Source organism: Streptomyces kebangsaanensis (genome assembly GCF_001906585.1).
GTDB lineage: Bacteria > Actinomycetota > Actinomycetes > Streptomycetales > Streptomycetaceae > Streptomyces > Streptomyces kebangsaanensis.
The window spans coordinates 1-23,158 of the sequence record NZ_JUJA01000167.1 but is presented as its reverse complement, the minus strand read 5'-3'; the positions used below and the strand labels follow the sequence as shown (position 1 = coordinate 23,158).

Sequence of the window (23,158 nt, the reverse complement as noted above, 5' to 3'; positions counted from 1 at the left end):
CCCCGCCGTGAACTGAGCGGGCCAGGGATTCCCGACTGTAGGAACCCGACAGGAGCCGGGAGGCGCCACTGTCGGTGCCGGATTGCCCTTCGACGTGGTCGGACCGATAGGTTTTCGGGGAAGCCGCCTGCCGTCCACGTGCTCGGGCGGTTGTCGGAACGCTGACAGACCGCTATCGAAAGGGTGATCCGTTGAGCCGCTCGGTTCTCGTCACAGGAGGCAACCGGGGCATCGGCCTCGCCATCGCCCGCGCGTTCGCCGACGCCGGCGACAAGGTCGCGATCACGTACCGGTCGGGGGAGCCGCCGGCGGCCCTCGAGGAGTTGGGCTGCCTCGCCGTCAAGTGCGACATCACCGACCCCGAGCAGGTGGAGCAGGCCTACAAGGAGATCGAGGCCGAGCACGGCCCCGTCGAGGTCCTCGTCGCCAACGCCGGCGTCACCAAGGACCAGCTCCTGATGCGCATGTCCGAGGAGGACTTCACCTCGGTCGTCGACACCAACCTCACCGGCACCTTCCGCGTCGTCAAGCGCGCCAACCGCGGCATGCTGCGCGCCAAGAAGGGCCGGGTCGTCCTGATCTCCTCGGTCGTCGGGCTGCTCGGCTCGGCGGGGCAGGCGAACTACGCCGCCTCCAAGGCCGGCCTGGTCGGCTTCGCGCGGTCCCTCGCCCGTGAGCTGGGCTCGCGCAACATCACCTTCAACGTCGTCGCCCCCGGTTTCGTCGACACCGACATGACCCGGGCGCTCTCCGACGAGCAGCGCGAGAACATCATGGGGCAGGTGCCGCTCGGCCGGTACGCGCAGCCGGAGGAGATCGCCGCGGCGGTGCGGTTCCTCGCCTCGGACGACGCCTCGTACATCACTGGAGCCGTCATCCCTGTTGACGGCGGACTGGGAATGGGTCACTGATCACCATGAGCGGAATTCTCGAGGGCAAGCGCGTCCTGATCACCGGTGTGCTGACGGAGGCCTCCATCGCCTTCCACACCGCCAAGCTGGCCCAGGAGCAGGGCGCCGAGATCATCCTCACCGCCTTCCCGCGGCCCACGCTGACCGAGCGCATCGCCAAGAAGCTCCCGAAGCCCGCCAAGGTCATCGAGCTCGACGTCACCAACGACGAGCACCTGGGCCGTCTGGCCGACGTCGTCGGCGAGGAGCTCGGCGGCCTGGACGGCGTCGTGCACTCCATCGGCTTCGCGCCGCAGGACGCGCTCGGCGGCAACTTCCTCAACACGCCGTTCGAGTCGGTCTCCACCGCCATGCACGTCTCGGCGTTCTCGCTGAAGTCGCTGACCATGGCCTGCCTGCCGCTGATGCAGAACGGCGGTTCGGTCGTCGGCCTCACCTTCGACGCCCAGTACGCCTGGCCGCAGTACGACTGGATGGGCCCCGCCAAGGCCGCCCTGGAGGCCACCAGCCGCTACATCGCCCGCGACCTGGGCAAGCAGAACATCCGCTGCAACCTCATCTCCGCCGGCCCGCTCGGTTCCATGGCCGCCAAGTCCATCCCGGGCTTCAGCGAGCTGGCCTCGGTGTGGGACACCCGCGCCCCGCTGGAGTGGGACCTGAAGGACCCCGAGCCGGCCGGCCGCGGCATCGTGGCACTGCTGAGCGACTGGTTCCCGAAGACCACCGGCGAGATCATCCACGTGGACGGCGGTCTGCACGCCATCGGCGCGTGACGCTGCGCTGAGCTTGGCCGATGTGCTGGAGGGCCCGCACCCCCTGGGGGTGCGGGCCCTCCGCCGTCAGGGGCCCTCCGCCGTCAGGGGCCCTCCGCCGTCAGGGGATCTTCGGCCACCCGGGGGCCGTGGCCAGGGGGCAAGTGAGCGGGGCGCTGTGGCCAAGGGCCGGTCGCCGACGTCGCGGGGGTCCGCCTTCGCCGTACGCGCGGCGGGGCCGACGCCCTGTCGTGCCGGGTCAGTCGTCGGCGGGCGGGGTGAAGCGGCCCGGGCGGCACAGCAGTGGGTAGCTCGCGGCCTCGGCGGCGGCCGTCTCGGTGTCGCCCGCGCGGATGGCGTCGAGCAGCCGGGCGTGGTCCATGTACGTGTCCGGAGTGAGCTCCGCGCCGACGTTCGCGCGCAGCCGGTCGCGCAGCACCTCGCCCAGGTCCGCGTACATCGCGGTCATGGCGTCGTTGTGCGAGGCGGACACCACCGCCAGGTGGAACGTGGCGTCCGCGGTCACGAACGCCTCCTTGTCGCCGGACTCCCAGGCCTCCTCGCGGCGCAACAGCTGCGCGTGCAGCTGCTTGAGGTCCTTCTCGGTGCGCCGCTCGGCGGCCAGCCGCGCCGCGGCCGACTCCAGCGCGGAGCGCAGCTCGGCGATGTGCCGTGGGTCGGCCCCGGCGAACCGGCGCTGCATCACTCCCGCCAGTTCGCTGGTGGCCACGACGTACGTGCCGGAGCCCTGACGGATGTCCAGCAGGCCGTTGTGGGCGAGCGCGCGGACCGCCTCGCGGACGGTGTTGCGGGCGACGCCGAGCTGTTCCACCAGCTCCGGCTCCGTCGGGATGCGGGAGCCGACCGGCCACTCGCCCGAGGTGATCTGGTGCCGCAGTGCGGCGATGACCTGTTCGGACAGTGCCGACCGGCGCGGAAGGCTCAGAGTCATGACACACCTTCGCACGGGGGACCCGGAAGGCGCCGCCCGCTCCGTGGACGGCGTGGACAGTATGGACGGCAAATCATCCCATCATTCTATGATGGATCCCATGCCAAGTGAGGAAACCCGGACCGCGACCTCGTCGACCGGACGGGCCAGGACCACGACCACCACCGCCCGGGAAGGCGGCGGAGCGTCCACGCGCGCGTGGACGACGCGCCTGGTCGTCGCCGGCATCGTGCTGTCCGCGCTGAACCTCCGCCCCGCCATCACCAGCCTCGGCGCGCTCCTGGAGGAGGTCCGCGCCGCGCTCGGCATGAGCGGCGGCGTGGCCGGTCTGCTCACCTCCGTGCCCCCGCTCTGCTTCGCCGTCTTCGGCGTCATGGCACCCCGGCTGGCCCGCCGCTTCGGACCCGCCGCGGTGGTGTGCGCGGGCATGGTCGCCATCGCCGCCGGACTGGTCGTACGGCCCTACGTGGGCGGCACACCCGCCTTCCTGGCCGCCAGCGCGCTCGCGCTGGCGGGCATCGCCGTCAGCAACGTCCTGATGCCGGTCATCGTCAAGCGCTGGTTCCCGGACCGGGTCGGCTCCATGACCGGCCTGTACTCGATGGCCCTCGCCCTGGGCACCTCGTCCGCCGCCGCGGTGACCGTGCCCCTGGCCGGAGCCCTCGGCCACAGCTGGCAGTCCGGGCTCTCGGTGTGGGCGCTGCTCGCCGCGGTGGCCGTGCTGCCGTGGCTGCCGCTGCTGCGGGGCCGGGGAGACGGGCCCGCCGCGCAGGCGCCGGCCCGCACCGGACCGGTGGGGGAGGAAGCAGCCTCCGCGCGGGAGGCGCAGGCCCCGGCCCTGCGGATCACCCGGAGCCGTACCGCCTGGGCACTGGCCGTCTTCTTCGGGCTCCAGGCCACCGCCGCCTACATCACGATGGGCTGGATGGCGCAGATCTTCCGGGACGCGGGCGTCCCCGCCGGCACGGCCGGGCTGCTCCTCGCCTTCACGATGGTGCTGGGCGTACCGCTGGCCTTCGTCATCCCGCGCCTGGCCACCCGGCTGCCGCACCAGGGACCGATCGTGCTGGTGATCGGCGTCTGCGGCCTGGCCGGCTACGCCGGTCTGTACTTCGCGCCGGCCGCCGGAGCCTGGGCCTGGGCCCTGCTCATCGGCATCGCCAACTGCGCCTTCCCCCTCGCGCTCACCATGGTCGGCATGCGGGCCAGGACCGGGCCGGGCGTGGCCCAGCTGTCCGCGTTCGCCCAGAGCACCGGCTACCTGATCTCCATCCCGGGGCCGCTGCTGGTCGGCGTGCTGTACCAGAACAGCGGCGGCTGGGGGGCGCCCCTCGCCCTCATGACCGGGCTGATGGTCCCGCAGATGGTGGTGGGCTACCTGGCCGGCCGCAACCGCACGGTGGAGGACGAGGCGACGCCCTGAGGCGGGCCCCGGAGGCCGCCTTCCGGGCGAAGGGTGCGAGACTGGGGCGCATGCAGCCTGTGCTCGACCCGGACCCGCAGAACGGCCAGAAGAAGTTGCTGATCGTGCTCGGCGCGTTCTTCGCCATTTTCGTGATCATCGCTGTCATCGCGACCCTCGTGTCGCCGTGACGGCCGCGCCGGGGGCGCAGTCGGTCGTGACCGGCCGCACCCCCGTGACCCCGCCGTATCAGGGTCGGTGGTGGGGATATCCCCCCATCCCCTAGGGGGTGAGGGTCAGGGTCGAGTGGGTGGATCACCGGATGGGCCGGGGAGCGCGGATTCCGTAGCTTCGAATTGTGACCGCGAGAGGCGGTCCACGGACCTCGGAGACCAGCGGAGGCGATCATGCCGGCCCGTACGCACACCCGGCCCCACCCGGCGACCACGGGCGGCGTCGACTCCCGGCTGCCGTGGTGGGCCCTGGCCCTGCCCGTCCTGGCGTTCGTCGCGCTCCTCGCCCTGATACGGAACCCGGCGGACGCCCACGCGGCCGCCAGCAGCCCCGCGCTCACCCAGCTGTTCCAGCGTGTCCAGGAGCTGCTCACCCGGTGACGCCCGCGCCGTTCCGCCCCGGCACTCTCGGGCCCGTCCCCGTGCCGCCCGCGCCGGCCGAGAAGTCCCATGTCAACTCCCTGCGCCACGTGGCCTGTTTCATGCGAAGCTGGGTGCCATGAGCGTCGCAGAACCCCGCAGGATCGTCCTCTTCCGGCATGCGAAAGCCGACTGGCCGCAGGTGACCGACCACGAACGGCCGCTCGCCGAGCGGGGCCGCAAGGATGCCGCAGTCGCCGGCCGCAGGCTCGCCGGCACCGGCGTCCCCTTCGACCTGGCCCTGTGCTCGACCGCGACCCGCACCCGTGAGACCTGGAAGCTCGCCGTCCACGAGTTGCCGCAGCGGCCGAAAACCGTCTACGAGGAGCGGGTCTACGAGGCCTCGCCCGGCGAGCTGATCGCCGTGCTCAACGAAACGCCGGACGACGTGCGGAACCTCATCCTCGTCGGCCACAACCCGGGCATCCAGGGTCTGGCCGAGGTGCTGTCCGGTTCGGCCGAGGGTGACGCCCGCGAGCGGATGACCCGCCGCGGATTCCCGGCCGCGGCGTTCGCCCTGGTGTCCTTCGAGGGCTCCTGGAAGACCCTGGAGCCGGGCGTGGCCACGCTGCTCGACTACTGGGCGCCGTCGGAGTAGCCCGACGGCCCGTGCGGAGAGCCCGAGCGAGAGGCGGCCCGGCGCCGCGTGGGTGCCGGGCCGCCTCTCGTGAACCGCTCAGTCCTCCATGTGCGCGTCCGCCGCCTCGACCTCTTCCCTGGTGATCCCGAGCAGATACAGGACCGTGTCGAGGAACGGCACGTTCACCGCGGTGTGCGCCGCCTCCCGCACCACCGGCTTGGCGTTGAAGGCGACCCCGAGACCGGCCGCGTTCAGCATGTCCAGGTCATTGGCGCCGTCACCGATCGCGACCGTCTGCGACAGCGGAACGCCCGCCTCCGCGGCGAACCGGCGCAGCAGCCGCGCCTTGCCCGCCCGGTCCACGATCTCGCCGGTGACCCGGCCCGTCAGCTTCCCGTCGACGATCTCCAGCGTGTTGGCCTGCGCGAAGTCCAGCCCGAGCCGCTCCTTCAGATCATCGGTGACCTGCGTGAACCCGCCCGAGACGACACCCACCTGGTAACCGAGCCGCTTGAGCGTACGGATCAGGGTGCGCGCGCCCGGAGTCAGCCGCACCTCGCTGCGCACCTCGTCCACCACCGAGGCGTCCAGCCCCGCCAGCAGCGCCACGCGCGCGTGCAGCGACTCCTCGAAGTCCAGCTCGCCGCGCATCGCGGCCGCCGTCACCTCGGCGACCTTGTCCTCGCAGCCGGCGTGCTTGGCGAAGAGCTCGATCACCTCGTCCTGGATGAGCGTGGAGTCCACGTCCATCACCACCAGCCGCTGTGCCCGCCGGTGCAGGCCCGCGCCGACGACCGCCACATCGACACCGAGTGCCGCCGCCTCCGTGACCAGAGCGGTGCGCAGCGGCTCCGTCTCCACGCCGGACACCGCGAACTCCACCGCTGTCACCGGGTACTTGGCCAGCCGGAAGATACGGTCGATGTTGCCGCCGGTCCCGGTGATCCGCGCGGCGATCCGGGCGGTCGCCTCCGCGGTGAGCGGATGGCCGAGCACGGTGACCAGGGAGCGCCCGAGGCCGCGCGGCCGGTTGTCGCCGCGGCCGGAGATGATCTCCGCCTGCATCTTCATCGACTCGGCCCAGCTGTGCACGGTGGCCCGCAGATCGCCGTCGAGTCCGGCGGGCGGCTGGGTGACGAGCACGCACAGCACCATACGGCCACGGGTGACGACCTGCTCGATGTCTACCACGTCGACGGAGTAGGCGGCGAGGGTGTCGAAGAGTCCGGCCGTGATGCCCGGCCTGTCCTTCCCGAAGATCTTGACGAGAAGGGTGGGATCGTCAGAGGTCTGCGAAGCGCTCATGATATTTCCACCGTATCCGGCACCCAGTGCCGCACGCCTTCCAGGTCCACCTGACGGACAACAGTACGAGCGTCACTTCTTCGGGGGGTGGGGAGGCCTCGGCGGGNNNNAGGCGGGGGCGGCGGACCGTCGTCCGGCCATGTGCCCGCACGTCGCCCGGGCGGACGCGAGGGCGGCTCCATGGGGCCGATCACCGTCGGGGCGCCGTAGACGTCGTCGGTCGGCGGCCCGGGCCGAGGCCGCCCGCCGCTCCCGGCCCCCGTCCGCCCGGAGGGCGCCGCCCCGCCCTCCTGCCCCCGGCCGTCCCGCCCCCGGCCGTCCTGCCCCCGGCCGTCCCGCCCCCGGCCGTCCGGCGGGCGGGCGTCCTCCGGGGGCCCCGGGGAGCGCGGTTCACCGGGCAGGCGGAGATACGGGTTGGTGGCCGGGTTCGGCGGCCGGTAGGGCGTACCGGGCGTGTAGGGGCCGGCCTGCCGCCCCGTCCGCTCGGGACGCCGGGCCTCGCCCGCACCGCCCCCGGCCCCCTGCCCCGGGCCACCCCGTATGTCACCGCGTGCCAACGGCGCCGCCCGCCGCCCCGCCGCTCCGGCGGCGTGGGCCATCAGGGCACCCACCGCGCCCGCCCCGGCACCCCACACTGCGCCCAGGAGCAACGCCGTGCCCGGGTGGCCGTGCAGTTCCAGGCCCGCGCCGAAGGCGTCGAAGCCGAGGACGGACAGGGACGCGTTCACGGACACCTCCGTCAGCCACGCGAGCAGCGGAAGCGCCAGCGCGGTGGCGATGCCCAGCCGCAGCGCGCAGCGCCCCGCGAGACCGAGGGCGCCCTGCCCCGTCCCCACTGGCGTCCGTACCGCCGTCAGGACGCCCGCCAGCAGCATCGTCAGCGCCGCCGCCACCCCCAGCAGCCATACCCGGCCGTCCATGTCGGCCAGCCGGGACAGCGTGACCGGCTGGTCGGAGCGCACGGTCAGGAACTTGTCCAGGGGGTCGGGCAGGAGCTTGGCCAGTTCGCCGGTCGCGTGGCCGTCGAAGGGGACGAACAGGCCGACCGGGATGCCGAGCCACACCCCGTTGGGCGTGCCGAGCAGCGCGGCGCCCGCGATACGCCGGGGACGGTCGTCGCCGACCGCCGCGTACGCCGCCGCCGCGAGGCCCGCCGCCACCGCGACCATCACCACCGTGACCAGCGCGGACACGGCCGGCCGCACCACCCGGTGCACGACGTCCCAGCCGCGCGGCAACGGTGTACGGCGCGAGGCGAGCAGGGCGATCAGCAGGATCCCGGCCGACCAGCCGAGCCCGCCCAGCAGGGTCGGCGCCGTGTCGACGGTGAAGCCGACCGACGTCTTGGCGTCGATGAGCCCGCCGATGTCGTCGGGGAGCAGACCGCCGATGTTCCCCAGGTCGCCCAGCCCGGGAATGCGCACGTTCCCCGACCCTCCGCCGCCCGGCAGCCCGCCCAGCCCGAGCGGGCCCCCGTCGATCGTGACGACGTCGTGCCCCGCCCAGGCCAGCCCGCCCAGCATCGCCACGAACAGCGCCACCACCGCGCCCGTCCGGGCGAGGAGTTCGGCCGGGGCGATCACAACTCCCGCCGTGCGCAGGGACCGCAGGAAGAACCACGACAGCAGCAGCGCCCCGACCAGGCTCACCCCCAGTGGCGTGATCTGTAGGGCGGTGTGCGCCTCGGCGCCTTTCAGACCGAACGCGGACACATCACCGGACGACGTGACCGAACCACCCGCCCCAAGTGCCACCACCGCGGCGGTCATTGGCCCGAGCGACCCCGCGGAGTCGGCCCGCAGCAGGTGCAGACCCAGCGCCGCCGTGCCCGCCATGCCGATCAACGCCCAGCTCACGGAGGTGATCGCGGACAGCAGTACATCCAGCCAGGGCAGGCGCGCACCGCGCCTCGCGGCCCCGGCCTGAGTGGCAGCGCTCATGGCAGACCCCCCGATCCGCGGCGCGGCCCGGCCGCCGCGCATGTCCCCCTCGCGTGGAATACCACTCTCCGGCCCGGTTTCAACCCCGTCAACGGGAAACGGTCGAAGCGGACGTCCTCACTCTTCACAAGGCCCGGGTTTCGGTCAGGGAGCGGAGCCTGAAATAGTTCCCCACGATGTTCGACATCCCTAGACTCCCTGTGACGGGGGTAAATCGGGGGACAACTCAGTGGGGCTTGGAGTGCCGGAACTCGTACTGGAAACCAATGGACGGACCTGGACGCTCGACCCGGCCAGGTCCTATGCCCTGGGACGCGATCCCCAGGGAGACATCGTGTTCGACGACGCCAGGGTCTCCTGGCGGCATGCCACGGTCAGCTTCAACGGCCGCAGTTGGGTCCTCGAGGACCACGGCAGCACCAACGGCACGTTCGTGCAGGGCCGACGGGTCCAGCAGTTGGAGATCGGTCCCGGCGCGGCGGTGCATCTCGGCAACGCGACCGACGGACCGCGTCTGAATCTCTCCGTCGCCGCGGCCGCCGTGGGCACGCCGCAGGCCCAGCCCCAGCCGTACGCCGCCCAGGGCGCCGATCCCGGCTGGGTGCAGCAGCAGGCACCACAGCAGCAGGCACCGCAACACCAGGCGCCGCAGGCCGGCCGACAGCAACCGCAGCAACCGCAGCAGGGGCCGCAGGCACCGTCGATCCCGCCCCAGCAGGGCGGCCCCGGGAGTGCCGCCGGCGCGCCGCCCGCCTACAGCGACCGCAGCCCCACCACCTTCCACCAGTTCTCGCTCGGCCGTGTGATGCGCATCGGCCGCGCCCTGGAGAACGACCTGGTCGTCTCCGACCTCCAGGTCTCCCGCAACCACGCGGAGTTCCACGCCACGCCCGACGGCCGCTTCGAGATCCGCGACCTCGGCTCGCACAACGGCACGTACGTCAACGGTCACCCGGTCCCCAAGGGCGGCTCGGTGCAGCTCGGCCCGACCGACATCGTCGGCGTCGGCCACTCGACGTTCCGGATCGTCGGCGACCGGCTGGAGGAGTTCGTCGACACCGGTGAGGTGTCCTTCTCCGCCCGCCAGCTGACCGTGACGGTCGACGGCGGCAAGCAGATCCTCAAGGACGTCTCCTTCGGTGTCCCGGAGAAGTCGCTGGTCGGGGTCATCGGCCCGTCCGGCTCCGGCAAGTCGACCCTGCTCAAGGCGCTCACCGGCTACCGGCCCGCCGACCAGGGCGAGGTCCTCTACGACAACCGGAACCTCTACAAGCAGTTCGCCGAGCTGCGCCAGCGCATCGGCCTGGTCCCGCAGGACGACATCCTGCACAAGGAACTGACCGTCAAGAAGGCGCTGAAGTACGCGGCCAAGCTGCGCTTCCCGGCCGACACCACGGCCGCCGAGCGCGAGGCCCGCATCGACGAGGTGCTGCGCGAGCTGAAGCTGGACGTCCACAGGGACAAGAAGGTCACCTCCCTCTCCGGCGGCCAGCGCAAGCGCGTCTCGGTGGCCCTGGAACTGCTCACCAAGCCATCGCTGATCTTCCTGGACGAGCCGACCAGTGGCCTCGACCCGGGCATGGACCGCGACGTCATGCAACTGCTGCGCGGCCTGGCCGACGACGGCCGCACCGTCCTCGTCGTCACCCACTCGGTGGCCGAGCTGGCGCTGTGCGACAAGCTGCTGGTGATGGCGCCGGGCGGCGCCGTGGCCTACTTCGGCCCGCCCGAGGAGGCGCTGAACTTCTTCGGCTACGACACCTGGGCCGACGTCTTCTCCGCCTTCGAGAACTACCGCGACTACGACTGGGCGGGCCGCTGGAAGGGCTCGCAGCACTACCAGATGTACGCCGCGGACATCGACGCCGTCGCCCCGCAGTCCGTACACGCGCCGCCGCCGCAGGCCATCAAGCCGCCCAAACCGCAGAGCTGGGGCTCGCAGCTGCTGACCCTGATCCGGCGGTACATGGCGGTGATCGCCTCCGACAAGGGCTTCCTGGCGCTGTCGGTGATCCTGCCGGCGGTGATCGGCTCGGTCAGCCTGCTCATCGACCACAACCGCGGGCTGCTGGTCAACCCGCAGGTCAACCCGAAGACAGGGCTGCACATCCCGAACGGCACGGCGACCACGGTGCTGCTGATCATCGCGGTCGGTGCCTGCTTCGCGGGGGCCGCGAACTCCGTCCGTGAGCTGATCAAGGAACGGGTGATCTACGAGCGGGAACGCGCGACCGGCCTGTCCCGCTCGGCGTACCTGATGTCGAAGGTGGTCGTGCTCGGCATCGTCACCGTGCTGCAGGGCCTGATGGTCGGCCTGATCGGCTTCTCCAGCCGGGAGATCCCGGAGAAGGGCCTGGTCCTCGGCAACGCGACGCTGCTCGAACTGTGCCTGCCGATCATGGGGCTCGGCTTCACCTCGATGATGGTCGGCCTGGTCATCTCCTCGCTGGTGAAGACCGCCGAGAAGACCATGCCGCTGCTGGTCATGTTCGCGATCGTCCAGGTCGTCTTCACCGGCTGCCTGTTCACCCTGAACGGCACCATCGGCGTCAACGAGTTCTCGTACCTGATGCCGTCGCGCTGGGCGGTGGCCGCCGCCGGCACCACGCTGGACTTCAACAACATCGCCCCGAACACCGACGACCCCTCCAGCACCGACCCGCTGTGGGACCACGCGGCCTCGGCCTGGGCCGTCGACATGGGCGCGCTGATCGCCCTCGGCGTGGTCTGCGGCTTCCTGGTGGCGCGCTTCCTGCGCCGCCACGAGCCGGAGGTCATGCGCAAGTAACCGCGGAAGGCCGTGTCATGACGCCGAAGGGCGGCACCCCGCAACGGGGTGCCGCCCTTTTCGCGTCTCGTCGGAGGTCCGCGCCGGCCTCGGTACGTCAGTACGCGCTGTTGACGTTGTCGATCGAGCCGTACCGCTTGGCCGCGTAGTTGGCGGCGGCGGTGATGTTGGCGACCGGGTCGTAGATGTCGTGGGACGTGCCGGGGACGTGGTGCGCCCTGAAGGTCGGCTCGATGACCTGCAGCAGGCCCTTGGACGGGACGCCGTTGCGGGCGTTGATGTCCCAGTTGTTGATGGCCCTGGGGTTGCCCGAGGACTCCCGCATGATGTTCTTGTGCAGGCCGTGGTAGGAGCCAGGGATGTTGTGCTGCTTCATGATGGCCAGCGACTGCCGGATCCAGCCGTCCAGGTTGTTGCCGTAGCTGGTGGAGGCGGCGACCGTCTGCATCTGCGGGCGCTCGGCGGACCGGCTCGCGGACTGCTTGACCTGGTGCGCGGCCCGGGCCTTCTTGGCGGAGGCCTGCTTGACGACCGTCTTCTCGGCGGCGGCCTGGGCGGCGGCCTTCTTGACGGCGGCCTGCTTCTTGGCCTCGATGGCCTGGATCTTCACGCTGTCAGCGGCGAGCTGGTCGGTGACGCTGGCCTTGACACCCTGGATCGGCTGGGCGCTCAGCTGCACCGGGGCCGCGGAGGCGGCGACGCTGGTCTGCGTCTCGGCCTGGCTGGGCGCGGCGGAGACGGCCAGGGCGGCGGCGGCGAGGGCGGCCGCACCGGCGCCGACGAGCTTGCGGCGCTTGGTCAGGGCACGGCTGTGAGCACGGAGGCGGAAGTTTGCGGGCATGGCGAATGGACCTCTTCGAGTAGCGCGGAGGTCGCTCTCCGGACTGCGGGAGGGGGTCCTTCCCGCGCAAACGCCGCGAACGGAGATCCGCGGCGTTGAGCGACGGGAGTAATTCTTAGCTGCCGCAAAATCAGCGGGCAAAGGTGTGACGTACGAAGCCGGGTAGTGGAACGGGAATAGATAAAACGGGACAGATCGGACCATCTGTCCCGTTCATCTAGGGGTCCTGTGTCTCCTATGTCGCTTCGTACGTGATGTGCGCCCTATGCGCGGCCTCACACCGGGGGAGGGGTTTCCTCACTCCTGGTTGCCGTCGCAACGCTCCGGGTGAGTGGTTTTCGCCGGAAGGACGAGATGCACATCGCCGAACTCGTGCCAGAGATAGTGCCCGCGGACGGCCTCCTCGTAACCGCGGTCGACCGCGGCCCGTCCCGCGACCGCCTCCAGCATCAGCAGATGTGAGGCCTCCGGCTCGTGCAGCCCGGTCAGCAGCCCGTCCACGACCCGTACGCCGCGCTCGGGCGTCACCACCAGATCGGTCCACCCCGAGGCCGCCCGGACCACACCGTCCGGCCCGGCCGCCGACTCCACGGCCCGCACCGCCGTGGTCCCCACCGCGATCACCCGGCCACCGCCCGCCCGTACGCCGTTGATCAGCCGGGCCGACGCCCCGGGCACCGAGAACCGCTCCGGATACGGCGGCTCGTGCGCCTCGGCCGAGGCCACGCCCGTGTGCAGGACGACCGGCGCGAACAGCACCCCCCGGCTCACCAGCCGAGCCACCAGCCGCTCCGTGAAGGGACGTGCCGCGCTCGGCATCTCCGCACTGCCCGAGCCGTCGGCCGACGGCACCGCGAACACCGTCTGGTACACGGACAGCGGCTGGTCCCGCTCCGTGTAGGAGTAACGGATGGGCCGGCCGTGCACCCGCAGCATCCCGAGCACCGACGGCCCCGACACCCGCGCCCACCACAGCCGCGCACTCCGCGCGCTCAGCGGCTCCTCCAGCACCAGCCGCACGCCCCCGGGCAGCACCACCTCCGCATCCGCGGGCACGCCCGCCCGTCTCCCACCACCCTTGCGAGGAGCGCTTCGCGCCCTGCTTGATTTACGCGCGCGCGTAGTACCCGCCCCGTCCGGGTCCCGTACCTCCACCGCCCAGCGACCGTCGTCCCCGAGCGTGGAGAAGTGCACCACCACGCGCGCGTGCCCCATCCGCCCGTCCACCGCGGCGGCCAGCGTGGGGGAGGTGTTCACCACCAACAGGTCCCCGGCGCGCAGCAGCCGCGGCAGCTCCCGGAAGGCGTGGTGCGACACCTCGGTGCCGTGCGACACCAGCAGACGTACGGCGTCCCGGTCCAGCCCGGGACCCCGCTGCTCGGCCGGCACCCGCGCCGACAGCTCCCGCGGAACCCGCACGGCCAGGGTCATCGCCCCTCCAGCAGGGCGGGCGCGCTGTAGCGGCCGCTCGCCGGACGCTCCTCCAGCAGCCGCAGGAACGCCGGCACCACATGACCCGGCGCCGGACGCGGGGCGTCGTCGTCCGGTACGGCCGCCGCGTACAGGTCGGTGGCCATGTCCCCCGGGTCCACCGCCCACACCCGCAGCCCCGGCTCCTCCTCGGCGAGCACCGCCGCCAGGTGGTCCAGCGCCGCCTTCGACGCCCCGTAGCCGCCCCACGTCCCGTACGCCTCGACGGCCGCGTCCGAACTCACCGCGATCACCGTGCCGCGCGCCGACTCCCGCAGCAGCGGCAGCGCCTCCTGCACCAGCCCCAGCGCGGCGACCGCGTTCACCTCCAGCGCCCGGCGCAGCCCCTCCAGGGGCAGCTCCGCCAGCCGCACCAGCGGCTCCGCGCCCAGCGCGCTCGCGTTGTGCACCACCAGGTCGACCCCGCCCAGCTCGCGTGCCACCGCCACCAGTCCGGCCCGGTGCCCGGCGTCCGTGACGTCCCCGGGCAGGGCCTCCACGCGCGTGCCGTGCGCGGAGACGGCCCGAGCCGCTTCCCCCAGCACCTCCGCACCCCTGGCGTCGAGCACCAGATCCCAGCCGCGCGCGGCCAGCGCCTCGGCCAGCGCCCGCCCCAGCCCCTTCGAAGCCCCTGTGATGACCGCTACCGGCATGACACCCGCTCCCTGTTCATGACACCCGGTCCTTGCCGCCGGGCCGTCCTCGTGCGCCTCCTGACCGGCGCGCCGCCCAACGTAGGAACGGCGCCCCCGGCGCCGCCTCGGACGCGGGCCGCAAACCGGCGGGGCCCTTCGCCGTAGGGCGGGCGACCCGGTCCCGTCGGCCCGGGCCGCTCGCGCTCGGCCCGCGGACCTAGGTCCAGCGGCCCGGACAGGGCCGCCACGGGGCCGATCCGCGGTGTCGTACCCCGCCGGTACCGTGAGGACATGAGTCAAGGCCCCCGGTCCGGCCTCGCCGCGGTGAGTTCCGCGCTGCTGGCCATGAGCAGGCACCTCGAGGTGCGCGACGTCCTGAAGACGATCGTCGCCTCGGCCCGCGAGCTGCTCGACGCGCAGTACGCCGCGCTCGGCGTACCGGACGACCACGGCGGCTTCGCCCAGTTCGTGGTCGACGGGGTCAGCGAGGACCAGTGGCGGGCCATCGGCCCGCTCCCGCGCCAGCACGGCGTCCTCGCCGCGATGCTGCGCGAGGCGAAGGCCGAGCGCATCGCGGACGTGCGCAAGGACCCGCGCTTCGAGGGCTGGCCGGCCGCCCACCCGGAGATGTCCGACTTCCTGGGGCTGCCGATCCGCGACGGCGACGAGGTCATCGGCGCGCTGTTCCTGGCGAACAAGCGCTGCCCCAAGCCCGAGGGCAGCTGCGGCTTCACCGAGGAGGACGAGGAACTGCTCTCCATCCTCGCCCAGCACGCCGCGATCGCCCTCACCAACGCCCGCCTCTACGAACGCAGCCGCGAGCTGACCATCGCCGAGGAGCGCTCCCGCCTCGCCCACGAACTGCACGACGCGGTCAGCCAGAAGCTGTTCTCCCTGCGCCTGACCGCCCAGGCCGCCGCCGCCCTCGTCGACCGCGACCCGGTGCGGGCCAAGGGCGAACTGCAGCAGGTGGCCGCCCTCGCCGCCGAAGCGACCGACGAACTGCGCGCCGCCGTCGTGGAGTTGCGCCCCGCGGCCCTCGACGAGGACGGCCTGGCCGCCACCCTCCGCACCCAGATCCAGGTCCTCGACCGCGCCCACAGCGCGCGCGTCACCTTCACCGCCCGCGGCCCGCGCGCCCTGCCGGCCGCCCAGGAGGAGGCCATGCTCCGGGTCGCCCAGGAAGCCCTGCACAACGCGCTGCGGCACGCACGGGCGGAACACGTCGACGTCACCCTGGACCGCCACGGCCGCGGTGCCGTCCTGCGGATCACCGACGACGGCACCGGCTTCGACCCCAGGGCGGTACGCCGGGCCGGCCGCCACCTCGGCCTGGTCTCCATGCGGGACCGGGCGAGCGGTGTCGGCGGCCGGCTGACGGTGGAATCGGCGCCCGGCAAGGGCACCGTGATCGAGATGGAGGTCCCCGGTGGCTGAACCGATCAAGGTGTTGCTCGTCGACGACCACCAGGTGGTCCGCCGGGGCCTGCGCACCTTCCTGGAGGTGCAGGACGACATCGAGGTCGTGGGCGAAGCGGCCGACGGCGCCGAAGGCGTCGCCCGGGCCGAGGAACTGAGGCCCGACGTCGTCCTCATGGACGTCAAGATGCCCGTCATGGACGGCGTCGAGGCACTGCGCCGGCTGCGCGAACTCGGCAACCCCGCGCGCGTGCTGATCGTCACCAGCTTCACCGAACAGCGCACGGTCGTCCCGGCCCTGCGCGCGGGCGCCGCCGGGTACGTCTACAAGGACGTGGACCCCGACGCCCTCGCCGGAGCCATCCGCTCGGTGCACGCCGGCCACGTACTCCTCCAGCCGGAGGTGGCGAACGCGCTGCTGTCCCAGGAGGAGACCACCACCGGCCAGGGCCGCGGAACCTCCCTGACGGAACGGGAGCGCGAGGTCCTCGCCCTCATAGCCGACGGCCGCTCCAACCGCGAGATCGCCCGGACCCTGGTCCTCTCGGAGAAGACCGTCAAGACCCACGTCTCCAACATCCTGATGAAACTGGACCTCTCCGACCGCACCCAGGCCGCCCTGTGGGCGGTACGCCACGGAGTGAGCTGACCCCGCACCCCACGGCCGACCGCGCGCAACCCGCAGCCGGCCGCGCTGCCCCCGCAATCCCGCGGGCGGCCACGTGCCCGTAACCCGCGGGCACACGTGCCGCCTGGGCGGCACGTGTGCCCGCGGACGGTGCCCCGCAGACGCCGGGTCGCGCGACCCGCCCCCACAGCGCAACACCGGCCACCGGTCGACCCACGCTCACCGCACCCCCTTCTCCCGCTCCTCCACAACGGAGTTGTACGCCGCGACCTGCGCCCGCCGGGCCGTCCGCTCCACCCCCCGCAGCACATCCCCCCGCGCCCCGATCTCGGACGCGCTCACCGCACCCCCGTGCCCCTTCTCGTACGCCAGCGACACCAGCAGCCCCACCCGCTGCGCCAGCTCCAGCACCCGCGCCGCCCGCGGCGGATACCCGGGCGCCAGCACCTCCCGCCCACGCCCCCCTTCGGCCCGCGCCCGGTACGCGTCGATCGCCGCCTGAGCCACCGGCCCCGACCCGGCCACATCCAGCCGCGACAGCGCCCGGGTCGCCTCCCGCAACGCCTCCGCCAGCTCCCGCTCGGCCTCACCCAGCGACGGCACGTCGGCCGGCGGCGCCTCCCGCACGGGCAGCACGTGCCACACCACCTCGACGTGCACATCGCCCTCGGGCCCCGCCTCGTACACCTGGGGCACCAGCCCGAAAGCGGCCCCGTGACAGATCACGGCCTCCTCGGCCTCCAGCGCCCGCGCGTTGAACTCCGGCGGCCCGCTCAGCCCCAGCGGATGCCCCGGTGCGGGCAGCGCCACCCGCAGCGCACTCACCCCGAGCGTCCGCAGCCGCCCCAGGGCCAGCGTGAGCCCGACCGGCCCCGACTCCCCGGGCAGCCCCTCCACCCGGTGGACGGCATCGTCCCCGACCATGGCGAGCACGGCGTCGTCCGGCGAGACATGTCCGGACAAGAGGGCATTTCCCCAAGCGGCAAGGCGTCCAGAACGCGGTTCCGAGAGCATGCCTCCACCCTAAGGAGAGGACCGATGGGCCGCCCCGCCCGGCTCGTGGCGTAGATTCGTTGGGGGCTGCGCCCACCGGCGCGGCGGACCGAGCCACAGGCGTACGCGACGGCCGAGACCGGCGGCACACTGCAAGGGGAGACAACGCGCTCATGAGCGATGTTCTGGAGCTTCAGGACGTATCCGTGGTCCGCGAGGGCCGGGCTCTGGTGGACCAGGTCTCCTGGTCGGTCAAGGAGGGCGAGCGCTGGGTCATCCTCGGCCCCAACGGCGCCGGCAAGACCACCCTGCTGAACATCGCCTCGACCTACCTCTTCCCCACCACCGGCACCGCCACCCTCCTCGGCGAGACCCTCGGCCGGCCCGGCACCGACGTCTTCGAGCTGCGCCCCCGCATCGGCGTGGCAGGCATCGCCCTGACCGAGAAGCTCCCCAAGCGCCAGACCGTGCTGCAGACCGTGCTCACCGCCGCCTACGGCATGACCGCGGGCTGGCAGGAGGAGTACGAGGACATCGACGAGCAGCGCGCCCGCGCCTTCCTCGACCGCCTCGGCATGAGCGACTACCTCGACCGGAAGTTCGGCACCCTGTCCGAGGGCGAGCGCAAGCGCACCCTGATCGCCCGCGCCCTGATGACCGACCCCGAGCTGCTCCTGCTCGACGAACCCGCCGCCGGTCTCGACCTCGGCGGCCGCGAGGACCTGGTCCGCCGCCTCGGCCGGCTCGCCCGCGACCCGATCGCCCCCTCGATGATCATGGTCACCCACCACGTCGAGGAGATCGCCCCCGGCTTCACCCACGTCCTGATGATCCGCCAGGGCAAGGTCCTCACCGCCGGCCCCCTGGAGCTCGAACTGACCTCCCGCAACCTCTCCCTGTGCTTCGGCCTCCCGCTCGTCGTCGAGCAGGCCGGCGACCGCTGGACCGCCCGGGGCCTGCCGCTGTCCTGATCCCCCTTCACCGCACCCTGTCCGCCGTCGTCCCCCGCGGCCTACCATGACCATGTGAACAACATCGACGCATGGGTGTGGTGGCTGGTCGGCGCGGCAGGGCTCGGAATTCCGCTCGTGGTGACCGCGATGCCGGAGTTCGGCATGTTCGCGGTGGGCGCCGTCGTCGCCGCGATCGTCGCCGGCTTCGGCTTCGGCGTCGTCGTCCAGGTGCTCACCTTCGTCGTGGTCTCCGTCGCCCTCATCGCCGTGGTCCGGCCCATCGCGGCCCGGCACGGCAAACAGCGCCCCGAACTGGCCACGGGAGTCGACGCGTTGAAGGGCAAGCAGGCCGTCGTGCTCGAACGCGTCGACGGCTCCGGCGGCCGTATCAAGCTCGCCGGGGAGATCTGGACGGCGCGCGCACTCGACACCGACCGCGCCTACGAAGTCGGCGAACAGGTGGACGTCGTGGACATCGAGGGGGCCACCGCCGTCGTCATGTGACCGCCCGCCACCGGGCAACGACGCAAGTGGACCGAACGCCCCACGAGGTGCACGACGGTCTGTCAGACTCGACCAGCAAGATCTTCAACAGTCACAAGATCTTCCGAAAGAGCCGAGGCGGAGAAGGGGTACGGGCAGCAACGATGGCACCGGTCATCATCGTCCTGATCATTCTGGTGGTGTTGGTCTTCATCGCCCTGATCAAGACCATCCAGGTCATTCCACAGGCGAGCGCCGCCATCGTCGAGCGCTTCGGCCGCTACACACGGACGCTGAACGCGGGCCTCAACATCGTCGTCCCGTTCATCGACACCATCCGCAACCGCATCGACCTGCGCGAACAGGTCGTCCCGTTCCCGCCGCAGCCGGTGATCACCCAGGACAACCTGGTCGTCAACATCGACACGGTCATCTACTACCAGGTGACCGACGCCCGCGCCGCCACCTACGAGGTCGCCAGCTACATCCAGGCCATCGAGCAGCTCACCGTCACCACGCTGCGCAACATCATCGGCGGCATGGACCTCGAACGCACCCTGACCTCCCGCGAGGAGATCAACGCGGCCCTGCGCGGCGTCCTCGACGAGGCCACCGGCAAGTGGGGCATCCGCGTCAACCGCGTCGAGCTGAAGGCCATCGAGCCCCCGACCTCCATCCAGGACTCGATGGAGAAGCAGATGCGCGCCGACCGCGACAAGCGCGCCGCGATCCTCCAGGCCGAGGGTGTCCGGCAGTCCGAAATCCTGCGCGCCGAGGGCGAGAAGCAGTCCGCGATCCTGATCGCCGAAGGTGAGGCCAAGGCCGCCGCCCTGCGCGCCGAGGGCGAGGCCCAGGCGATCCGCACGGTCTTCGAGTCCATCCACGCCGGAGACCCCGACCAGAAGCTGCTCTCCTACCAGTACCTCCAGATGCTCCCCAAGATCGCCGAGGGCGACGCCAACAAGCTCTGGATCGTCCCCAGCGAGATCGGCGACGCCCTCAAGGGCCTGTCCGGAGCCATCGGCAACTTCGGCTCCCTGGGCGGAGGTTCGGGCGGAGGCAACGCCGGTACGAGCACGGAACGACGCGAGAAGCCGTCCATCGACTGAGCAGCCCAGTCCTACGCGGCCGACCGGGACAGCCAGGCGGGAAGCGCCTCGAACTCCTCCCGCCCCAGCGCCAGAAGCATCGCGTCAGCCGGCGTCGGCTCGAACGGCTCCCGCAGCAACGGCATCCCCGCCTGCTCCGGAGTCCGGTCCGCCTTGCGGTGGTTGTCCTCCGCGCACGAGGCCACCGTGTTCAGCCAGGTGTCCTGCCCGCCCTGCGACCGCGGCACCACGTGGTCCACGGTCGTCGCCCGCCGCCCGCAGTACGCGCACTGGTGCCGGTCCCGTACCAGCACACCCCTCCTCGACCACGGAGCCTGTCTTCGGAAGGGCACGCGCACGTACCGGCACAGCCGGATCACCCGGGGCGCGGGTATGTCCACCGCCGCACCCCGCATCCGCAGCTCGGGGTGGGCCTGCTCGACCACGGCCTTCGACTGCAGCACCAGTACGACGGCTCGCTTCAGCGTTACCGTCGACAGCGGCTCGAAACTCGCGTTCAGCACCAGCGTGTCCCGCATTCCAGCCCACCTCCCGTGCGCACCGGCCCACCCCGTGGCGGGCTGGATCAACTCTGACCGGCACGCCGGGACGGGACAACGCAATAAATGCCCGCCCCCGGTCGATCCCAAGACCGGAGACGGGCAAACGTTCAGCGAACGCGGGCCTGCGCCGCGCGGGACTCAGCCCTCGGCGGGGTTCTCGTACTCACCGATCAGCTGGGCCCTCGCCAGCGCGTGGAAGCGCAGATTGAAGCCCACCACCGCGGGAGAGGCGTCCGAGTCCGGACCCAGCTTCTCCCGGTCGACGGCGTACACCGTGAAGACGTACCGGTGCGGCCCGTCCCCGGGCGGCGGCGCGGCGCCCCCGAAGTCCTTCGTCCCGTAGTCGTTGCGCGCGTGCACGGCACCCTCGGGCAGCCCCTCGAACTTGCCGCCGCCCGCACCCGCCGGCAGCTCCGTCACGGAGGCCGGGATGTCGAACACCACCCAGTGCCAGAACCCGCTGCCCGTCGGGGCGTCCGGGTCGTAGCAGGTCACGGCGAAGCTCTTGGTCTCCGGAGGGAAACCCTCCCAGCGCAGCTGCGGCGAGGTGTTCCCGCCCGCGTGGACCTGAGCGTCCTTGAGTGTCGCGCCCTCCCGGACGTCGTCGCTCGTGACCGTGAACGACGGCACGGGCGGGTGGAAGTCGTGGGGGAGCGGCCGCCTCTTGAGCTCGGTCACCTCGGTACCTCCTGATCGTTTCCTGGATCTCCGGTTCCCGAGCCTAGAACCAGTTACGCCTGCTGCCGACCTCGGCGATCCACTGGTGGAGATACGCCGCCCAGTCGGTCCCCTGGTAGTCGTGCAGACCCACCTGGAACGACCGGAACGTGTCGCTGCCCTCGCTGAACAGACCCGACTTCTTGTCCATCTCCAGCACCACGTCCATGGCGTGCTCGTCGGCCACGAAACTCAATTCGACCTGGTTCAGTCCCCGGTACTGCGACGGCGGGTAGAACTCGATCTCCTGGTAGAACGGCAGCCGCTGCCGCGTTCCACGGATGTGACCGCGCTCCAGGTCCGCGTTCTTGAACTGGAAGCCGAGCCGGATGAACGCGTCCAGGATCGCCTGCTGTGCCGGCAGCGGATGCACGTTGACCGGGTCCAGGTCACTGGAGTCCACGGCACGCGCGATCGCCAGCTCCGTGGTCACCCCGACGTGCATGCCCCGCAGCGCCTGCCCCTCGATCATCGTGACCGGCGTCTCCCACGGGATCTCCAGCCCGAACGGCACCGCGTGCACGGCCCCCGCCTGCAGCTCGAAGGCCCCACCGAGCCGCACCTTGGTGAACTCGATGTCCTGCTTGTACTCCTGGTCGCCGCTCTCGACCTCGACCTGCGCCTGCAGCCCGACCGACAGCCCCTCGATCTGCTGGTTCACCGAGCCGCCCTCGATCCGTACCTCCCCCTGGACGACCCCGCCCGGCACGACGTTGACCTCGTGCAGCACCGTCTCGATCGAGGCACCGCCGGCGCCGAGGCTCGCGAGCAGCTTCTTGAACCCCATGACTCTCCCTTTACGTGGATCTCCGACCCCTACAAACGCGATCCGACCACCACCGGTTCCACGCCCGCCCCCACAGCGGTAAGGGGGAGCAGGCCCCGAACACGGACGGACGTCCACCTGTCTGGGCTACGCTCGGAAGTCATGATCGCGCCCTCGGACCGTACGCCCCTGCACAGAGAGTTCTTCGACCGCCCCGTTCTGGAGGTCGCCCCCGACCTGCTGGGCCGCCTCCTGGTGCGTACGACCCCCGACGGCCCGATCACCCTGCGCCTGACCGAGGTCGAGGCCTACGACGGCCCGAACGACCCGGGCTCCCACGCCTACCGCGGTCGCACGGCCCGCAACGGCGTGATGTTCGGTCCGCCCGGCCACGTCTACGTCTACTTCACCTACGGCATGTGGCACTGCATGAACCTGGTGTGCGGACCGGAGGGCCGGGCGAGCGGGGTCCTGCTCCGGGCCGGCGAGATCGTCGAGGGCGCCGAGCTGGCCCGCGCCCGTCGGCCCTCGGCCCGCAGCGACAAGGAACTCGCCAAGGGCCCCGCCCGCCTGGCCGCGGCCCTGGACGTGGACCGCACCCTCGACGGCACCGACGCCTGCGCCGTCGGCGACACCTCCATACGGATCCTGACCGGCGCCCCGACACTCCCCGACCAGGTACGCAACGGCCCGCGCACCGGAGTCGCCGGCGAGGGCGGCTGCGGACAGGCCCACCCCTGGCGCTTCTGGGTCGCCGACGACCCGACGGTGAGTCCCTACCGCGCCCACGTGCCGCGGCGCCGTCGAAGTTGACTCGCCGAGGGAAGGTGCGTAACGTAGCCCGAGCCGCTGAACCGGGTACGGCCATTGCCTGCAGCCGGAGCGGTCAACCCACTACCTACCGAGAACCCCCTCAGCGGGGTCGGCTCCGGTGCGCCTGTGCATCCGGATTCGAACTCGCGAGACTCGATTATGAGTTACCGGGAGAATCGGCTAACGTAGTGAACACCGAAGGGAAGCGCCCGGAGGAAAGCCCGCGAGGGTGAGTACGAAGGAAGCGACCGTTCCTTGAGAACTCAACAGCGTGCCAAAAATCAACGCCAGATATGTTGATACCCCGTCTCCGGCCGTCACGGCCGGGACGAGGTTCCTTTGAAAAAACACAGCGAGGACGCTGTGAACCGAAGGGGATTATTCCTCCCCTCCGGTTCCGCTCCCGTGTGTGGCACCGGATTACCGGTAGACATTCACGGAGAGTTTGATCCTGGCTCAGGACGAACGCTGGCGGCGTGCTTAACACATGCAAGTCGAACGATGAA

The 23,158-nt window shown here is 71.6% G+C and carries 22 protein-coding genes, 1 rRNA gene and 1 pseudogene; 14 read left to right on the top strand and 10 right to left on the bottom strand.

The genetic code is table 11. The features are described from left to right. Positions 1-191 precede the first annotated feature (191 nt). The gene (gene fabG, locus RH94_RS34880; protein ID WP_073952314.1) at positions 192-911 is read left to right on the top strand and encodes a 3-oxoacyl-[acyl-carrier-protein] reductase; all 720 of its coding nucleotides are present in this window, start codon (positions 192-194) and stop codon (positions 909-911) included. Positions 912-916: 5 nt separating this feature from the next. Next, entirely contained in the window at positions 917-1,684 is a 768-nt protein-coding gene (gene fabI, locus RH94_RS34875) for an enoyl-ACP reductase FabI (protein WP_073952313.1), read from the top strand. 238 nt (positions 1,685-1,922) lie between these two features. Here fabI and RH94_RS34870 read toward each other — a convergent pair whose 3' ends face one another. Beyond that, positions 1,923-2,615: a FadR/GntR family transcriptional regulator gene (locus RH94_RS34870; RefSeq protein WP_073952312.1), complete on the bottom strand. Its 693-nt coding sequence runs from the start codon at positions 2,613-2,615 to the stop codon at positions 1,923-1,925. 100 nt (positions 2,616-2,715) lie between these two features. Between RH94_RS34870 and RH94_RS34865 the strand changes: the two genes are divergently transcribed. The 4 genes from RH94_RS34865 (at position 2,716) to RH94_RS34855 (ending at position 5,268) form a co-directional block, all read left to right on the top strand. Continuing rightward, positions 2,716-4,038: a CynX/NimT family MFS transporter gene (locus tag RH94_RS34865; RefSeq protein WP_079189317.1), complete on the top strand. Its 1,323-nt coding sequence runs from the start codon at positions 2,716-2,718 to the stop codon at positions 4,036-4,038. Between the two features lie 50 nt (positions 4,039-4,088). Next, on the top strand, positions 4,089-4,208 hold the full coding sequence (locus RH94_RS46245; RefSeq protein ID WP_267893417.1) for an SGM_5486 family transporter-associated protein: 120 nt from the start codon (positions 4,089-4,091) through the stop codon (positions 4,206-4,208). 216 nt (positions 4,209-4,424) lie between these two features. Then, positions 4,425-4,631: a hypothetical protein gene (locus RH94_RS34860; protein ID WP_073952310.1), complete on the top strand. Its 207-nt coding sequence runs from the start codon at positions 4,425-4,427 to the stop codon at positions 4,629-4,631. Between the two features lie 118 nt (positions 4,632-4,749). Continuing rightward, a complete protein-coding gene (locus RH94_RS34855) occupies positions 4,750-5,268 on the top strand; it encodes a SixA phosphatase family protein (RefSeq protein WP_073952309.1) in 519 nt (172 codons plus the stop codon). Positions 5,269-5,346: 78 nt separating this feature from the next. Here RH94_RS34855 and serB read toward each other — a convergent pair whose 3' ends face one another. After that, positions 5,347-6,555 carry a phosphoserine phosphatase SerB gene (gene serB, locus RH94_RS34850; protein WP_073952308.1) on the bottom strand — a complete coding sequence of 403 codons (1,209 nt, stop codon included), beginning with the start codon at positions 6,553-6,555 and terminating at the stop codon, positions 5,347-5,349. Positions 6,556-6,665: 110 nt separating this feature from the next. Further along, positions 6,666-8,495 (bottom strand): streptophobe family protein (locus tag RH94_RS41005; protein ID WP_234426262.1); only part of this gene is annotated, 1,830 nt, incomplete at its 3' end. A 241-nt stretch (positions 8,496-8,736) separates the two neighbouring features. Here RH94_RS41005 and RH94_RS34840 point away from each other — a divergent pair. Next, entirely contained in the window at positions 8,737-11,283 is a 2,547-nt protein-coding gene (locus RH94_RS34840) for an ABC transporter ATP-binding protein/permease (protein ID WP_073952307.1), read from the top strand. 97 nt (positions 11,284-11,380) lie between these two features. Here the strand turns inward: RH94_RS34840 and RH94_RS34835 are convergent, their stop codons facing one another. The 3 genes from RH94_RS34835 to RH94_RS34825 form a co-directional block, all read right to left on the bottom strand. Further along, on the bottom strand, positions 11,381-12,124 hold the full coding sequence (locus RH94_RS34835) for a transglycosylase SLT domain-containing protein (RefSeq protein WP_073952306.1): 744 nt from the start codon (positions 12,122-12,124) through the stop codon (positions 11,381-11,383). A gap of 297 nt (positions 12,125-12,421) precedes the next feature. Then, positions 12,422-13,555 (bottom strand): S-adenosylmethionine:tRNA ribosyltransferase-isomerase, encoded by a 1,134-nt coding sequence (locus RH94_RS34830; protein ID WP_073952305.1) that lies wholly within the window; start codon positions 13,553-13,555, stop codon positions 12,422-12,424. Then, complete coding sequence (locus RH94_RS34825; protein ID WP_073952304.1) at positions 13,552-14,247, bottom strand: SDR family NAD(P)-dependent oxidoreductase; 696 nt, start codon at positions 14,245-14,247, stop codon at positions 13,552-13,554. The genes RH94_RS34830 and RH94_RS34825 overlap by 4 nt, the downstream gene beginning before the upstream one ends. 273 nt (positions 14,248-14,520) lie before the next feature. On the opposite strand from RH94_RS34825, the gene RH94_RS34820 reads away from it, so the two are divergent. Next, positions 14,521-15,666: a GAF domain-containing sensor histidine kinase gene (locus tag RH94_RS34820; protein ID WP_073952303.1), complete on the top strand. Its 1,146-nt coding sequence runs from the start codon at positions 14,521-14,523 to the stop codon at positions 15,664-15,666. Then, a complete protein-coding gene (locus RH94_RS34815; RefSeq protein WP_073952302.1) occupies positions 15,659-16,297 on the top strand; it encodes a response regulator in 639 nt (212 codons plus the stop codon). Before RH94_RS34820 ends, RH94_RS34815 begins: the two co-directional genes overlap by 8 nt. Before the next feature lie 198 nt (positions 16,298-16,495). Here RH94_RS34815 and RH94_RS34810 read toward each other — a convergent pair whose 3' ends face one another. Further along, complete coding sequence (locus RH94_RS34810; RefSeq protein WP_073952301.1) at positions 16,496-17,290, bottom strand: hypothetical protein; 795 nt, start codon at positions 17,288-17,290, stop codon at positions 16,496-16,498. Positions 17,291-17,442: 152 nt separating this feature from the next. Here RH94_RS34810 and RH94_RS34805 point away from each other — a divergent pair. The 3 genes and pseudogenes from RH94_RS34805 to RH94_RS34795 form a co-directional block, all read left to right on the top strand. Further along, positions 17,443-17,973: pseudogene (locus RH94_RS34805) on the top strand (ABC transporter ATP-binding protein); the annotation flags it as partial. Between the two features lie 321 nt (positions 17,974-18,294). After that, the gene (locus RH94_RS34800; protein WP_073952299.1) at positions 18,295-18,726 is read left to right on the top strand and encodes an NfeD family protein; all 432 of its coding nucleotides are present in this window, start codon (positions 18,295-18,297) and stop codon (positions 18,724-18,726) included. Between the two features lie 143 nt (positions 18,727-18,869). Then, positions 18,870-19,814, top strand: a complete 945-nt coding sequence (locus RH94_RS34795) for an SPFH domain-containing protein (RefSeq protein ID WP_073952298.1) — start codon at positions 18,870-18,872, stop codon at positions 19,812-19,814. 11 nt (positions 19,815-19,825) lie between these two features. Here RH94_RS34795 and RH94_RS34790 read toward each other — a convergent pair whose 3' ends face one another. The 3 genes from RH94_RS34790 to RH94_RS34780 form a co-directional block, all read right to left on the bottom strand. Beyond that, on the bottom strand, positions 19,826-20,332 hold the full coding sequence (locus RH94_RS34790) for an HNH endonuclease (RefSeq protein WP_073952297.1): 507 nt from the start codon (positions 20,330-20,332) through the stop codon (positions 19,826-19,828). Positions 20,333-20,494: 162 nt separating this feature from the next. Then, a complete protein-coding gene (locus RH94_RS34785) occupies positions 20,495-21,034 on the bottom strand; it encodes a YbhB/YbcL family Raf kinase inhibitor-like protein (protein WP_073952296.1) in 540 nt (179 codons plus the stop codon). A gap of 43 nt (positions 21,035-21,077) precedes the next feature. Further along, entirely contained in the window at positions 21,078-21,860 is a 783-nt protein-coding gene (locus RH94_RS34780) for a sporulation protein (protein WP_073952295.1), read from the bottom strand. Positions 21,861-22,001: 141 nt separating this feature from the next. Between RH94_RS34780 and RH94_RS34775 the strand changes: the two genes are divergently transcribed. Both RH94_RS34775 and RH94_RS34770 read left to right on the top strand, forming a co-directional pair. Then, positions 22,002-22,652 (top strand): DNA-3-methyladenine glycosylase, encoded by a 651-nt coding sequence (locus tag RH94_RS34775; protein WP_073952294.1) that lies wholly within the window; start codon positions 22,002-22,004, stop codon positions 22,650-22,652. 433 nt (positions 22,653-23,085) lie between these two features. Then, positions 23,086-23,158: ribosomal RNA gene (locus RH94_RS34770) — 16S ribosomal RNA — on the top strand; the annotation flags it as partial.

Bases quoted from the DNA above. Each gene is read 5' to 3' on its own strand.
- fabI (WP_073952313.1), top strand. From the start codon at position 917: ATGAGCGGAATTCTCGAGGGCAAGCGCGTCCTGATCACCGGTGTGCTG.
- RH94_RS34870 (WP_073952312.1), bottom strand. From the start codon at position 2,615: ATGACTCTGAGCCTTCCGCGCCGGTCGGCACTGTCCGAACAGGTCATC.
- RH94_RS34865 (WP_079189317.1), top strand. From the start codon at position 2,716: ATGCCAAGTGAGGAAACCCGGACCGCGACCTCGTCGACCGGACGGGCC.
- RH94_RS46245 (WP_267893417.1), top strand. From the start codon at position 4,089: ATGCAGCCTGTGCTCGACCCGGACCCGCAGAACGGCCAGAAGAAGTTG.
- RH94_RS34860 (WP_073952310.1), top strand. From the start codon at position 4,425: ATGCCGGCCCGTACGCACACCCGGCCCCACCCGGCGACCACGGGCGGC.
- RH94_RS34855 (WP_073952309.1), top strand. From the start codon at position 4,750: ATGAGCGTCGCAGAACCCCGCAGGATCGTCCTCTTCCGGCATGCGAAA.
- serB (WP_073952308.1), bottom strand. From the start codon at position 6,555: ATGAGCGCTTCGCAGACCTCTGACGATCCCACCCTTCTCGTCAAGATC.
- RH94_RS34835 (WP_073952306.1), bottom strand. From the start codon at position 12,124: ATGCCCGCAAACTTCCGCCTCCGTGCTCACAGCCGTGCCCTGACCAAG.
- RH94_RS34830 (WP_073952305.1), bottom strand. From the start codon at position 13,555: ATGACCCTGGCCGTGCGGGTTCCGCGGGAGCTGTCGGCGCGGGTGCCG.
- RH94_RS34825 (WP_073952304.1), bottom strand. From the start codon at position 14,247: ATGCCGGTAGCGGTCATCACAGGGGCTTCGAAGGGGCTGGGGCGGGCG.
- RH94_RS34820 (WP_073952303.1), top strand. From the start codon at position 14,521: ATGAGTCAAGGCCCCCGGTCCGGCCTCGCCGCGGTGAGTTCCGCGCTG.
- RH94_RS34810 (WP_073952301.1), bottom strand. From the start codon at position 17,290: ATGCTCTCGGAACCGCGTTCTGGACGCCTTGCCGCTTGGGGAAATGCC.
- RH94_RS34795 (WP_073952298.1), top strand. From the start codon at position 18,870: ATGGCACCGGTCATCATCGTCCTGATCATTCTGGTGGTGTTGGTCTTC.
- RH94_RS34790 (WP_073952297.1), bottom strand. From the start codon at position 20,332: ATGCGGGACACGCTGGTGCTGAACGCGAGTTTCGAGCCGCTGTCGACG.
- RH94_RS34780 (WP_073952295.1), bottom strand. From the start codon at position 21,860: ATGGGGTTCAAGAAGCTGCTCGCGAGCCTCGGCGCCGGCGGTGCCTCG.
- RH94_RS34775 (WP_073952294.1), top strand. From the start codon at position 22,002: ATGATCGCGCCCTCGGACCGTACGCCCCTGCACAGAGAGTTCTTCGAC.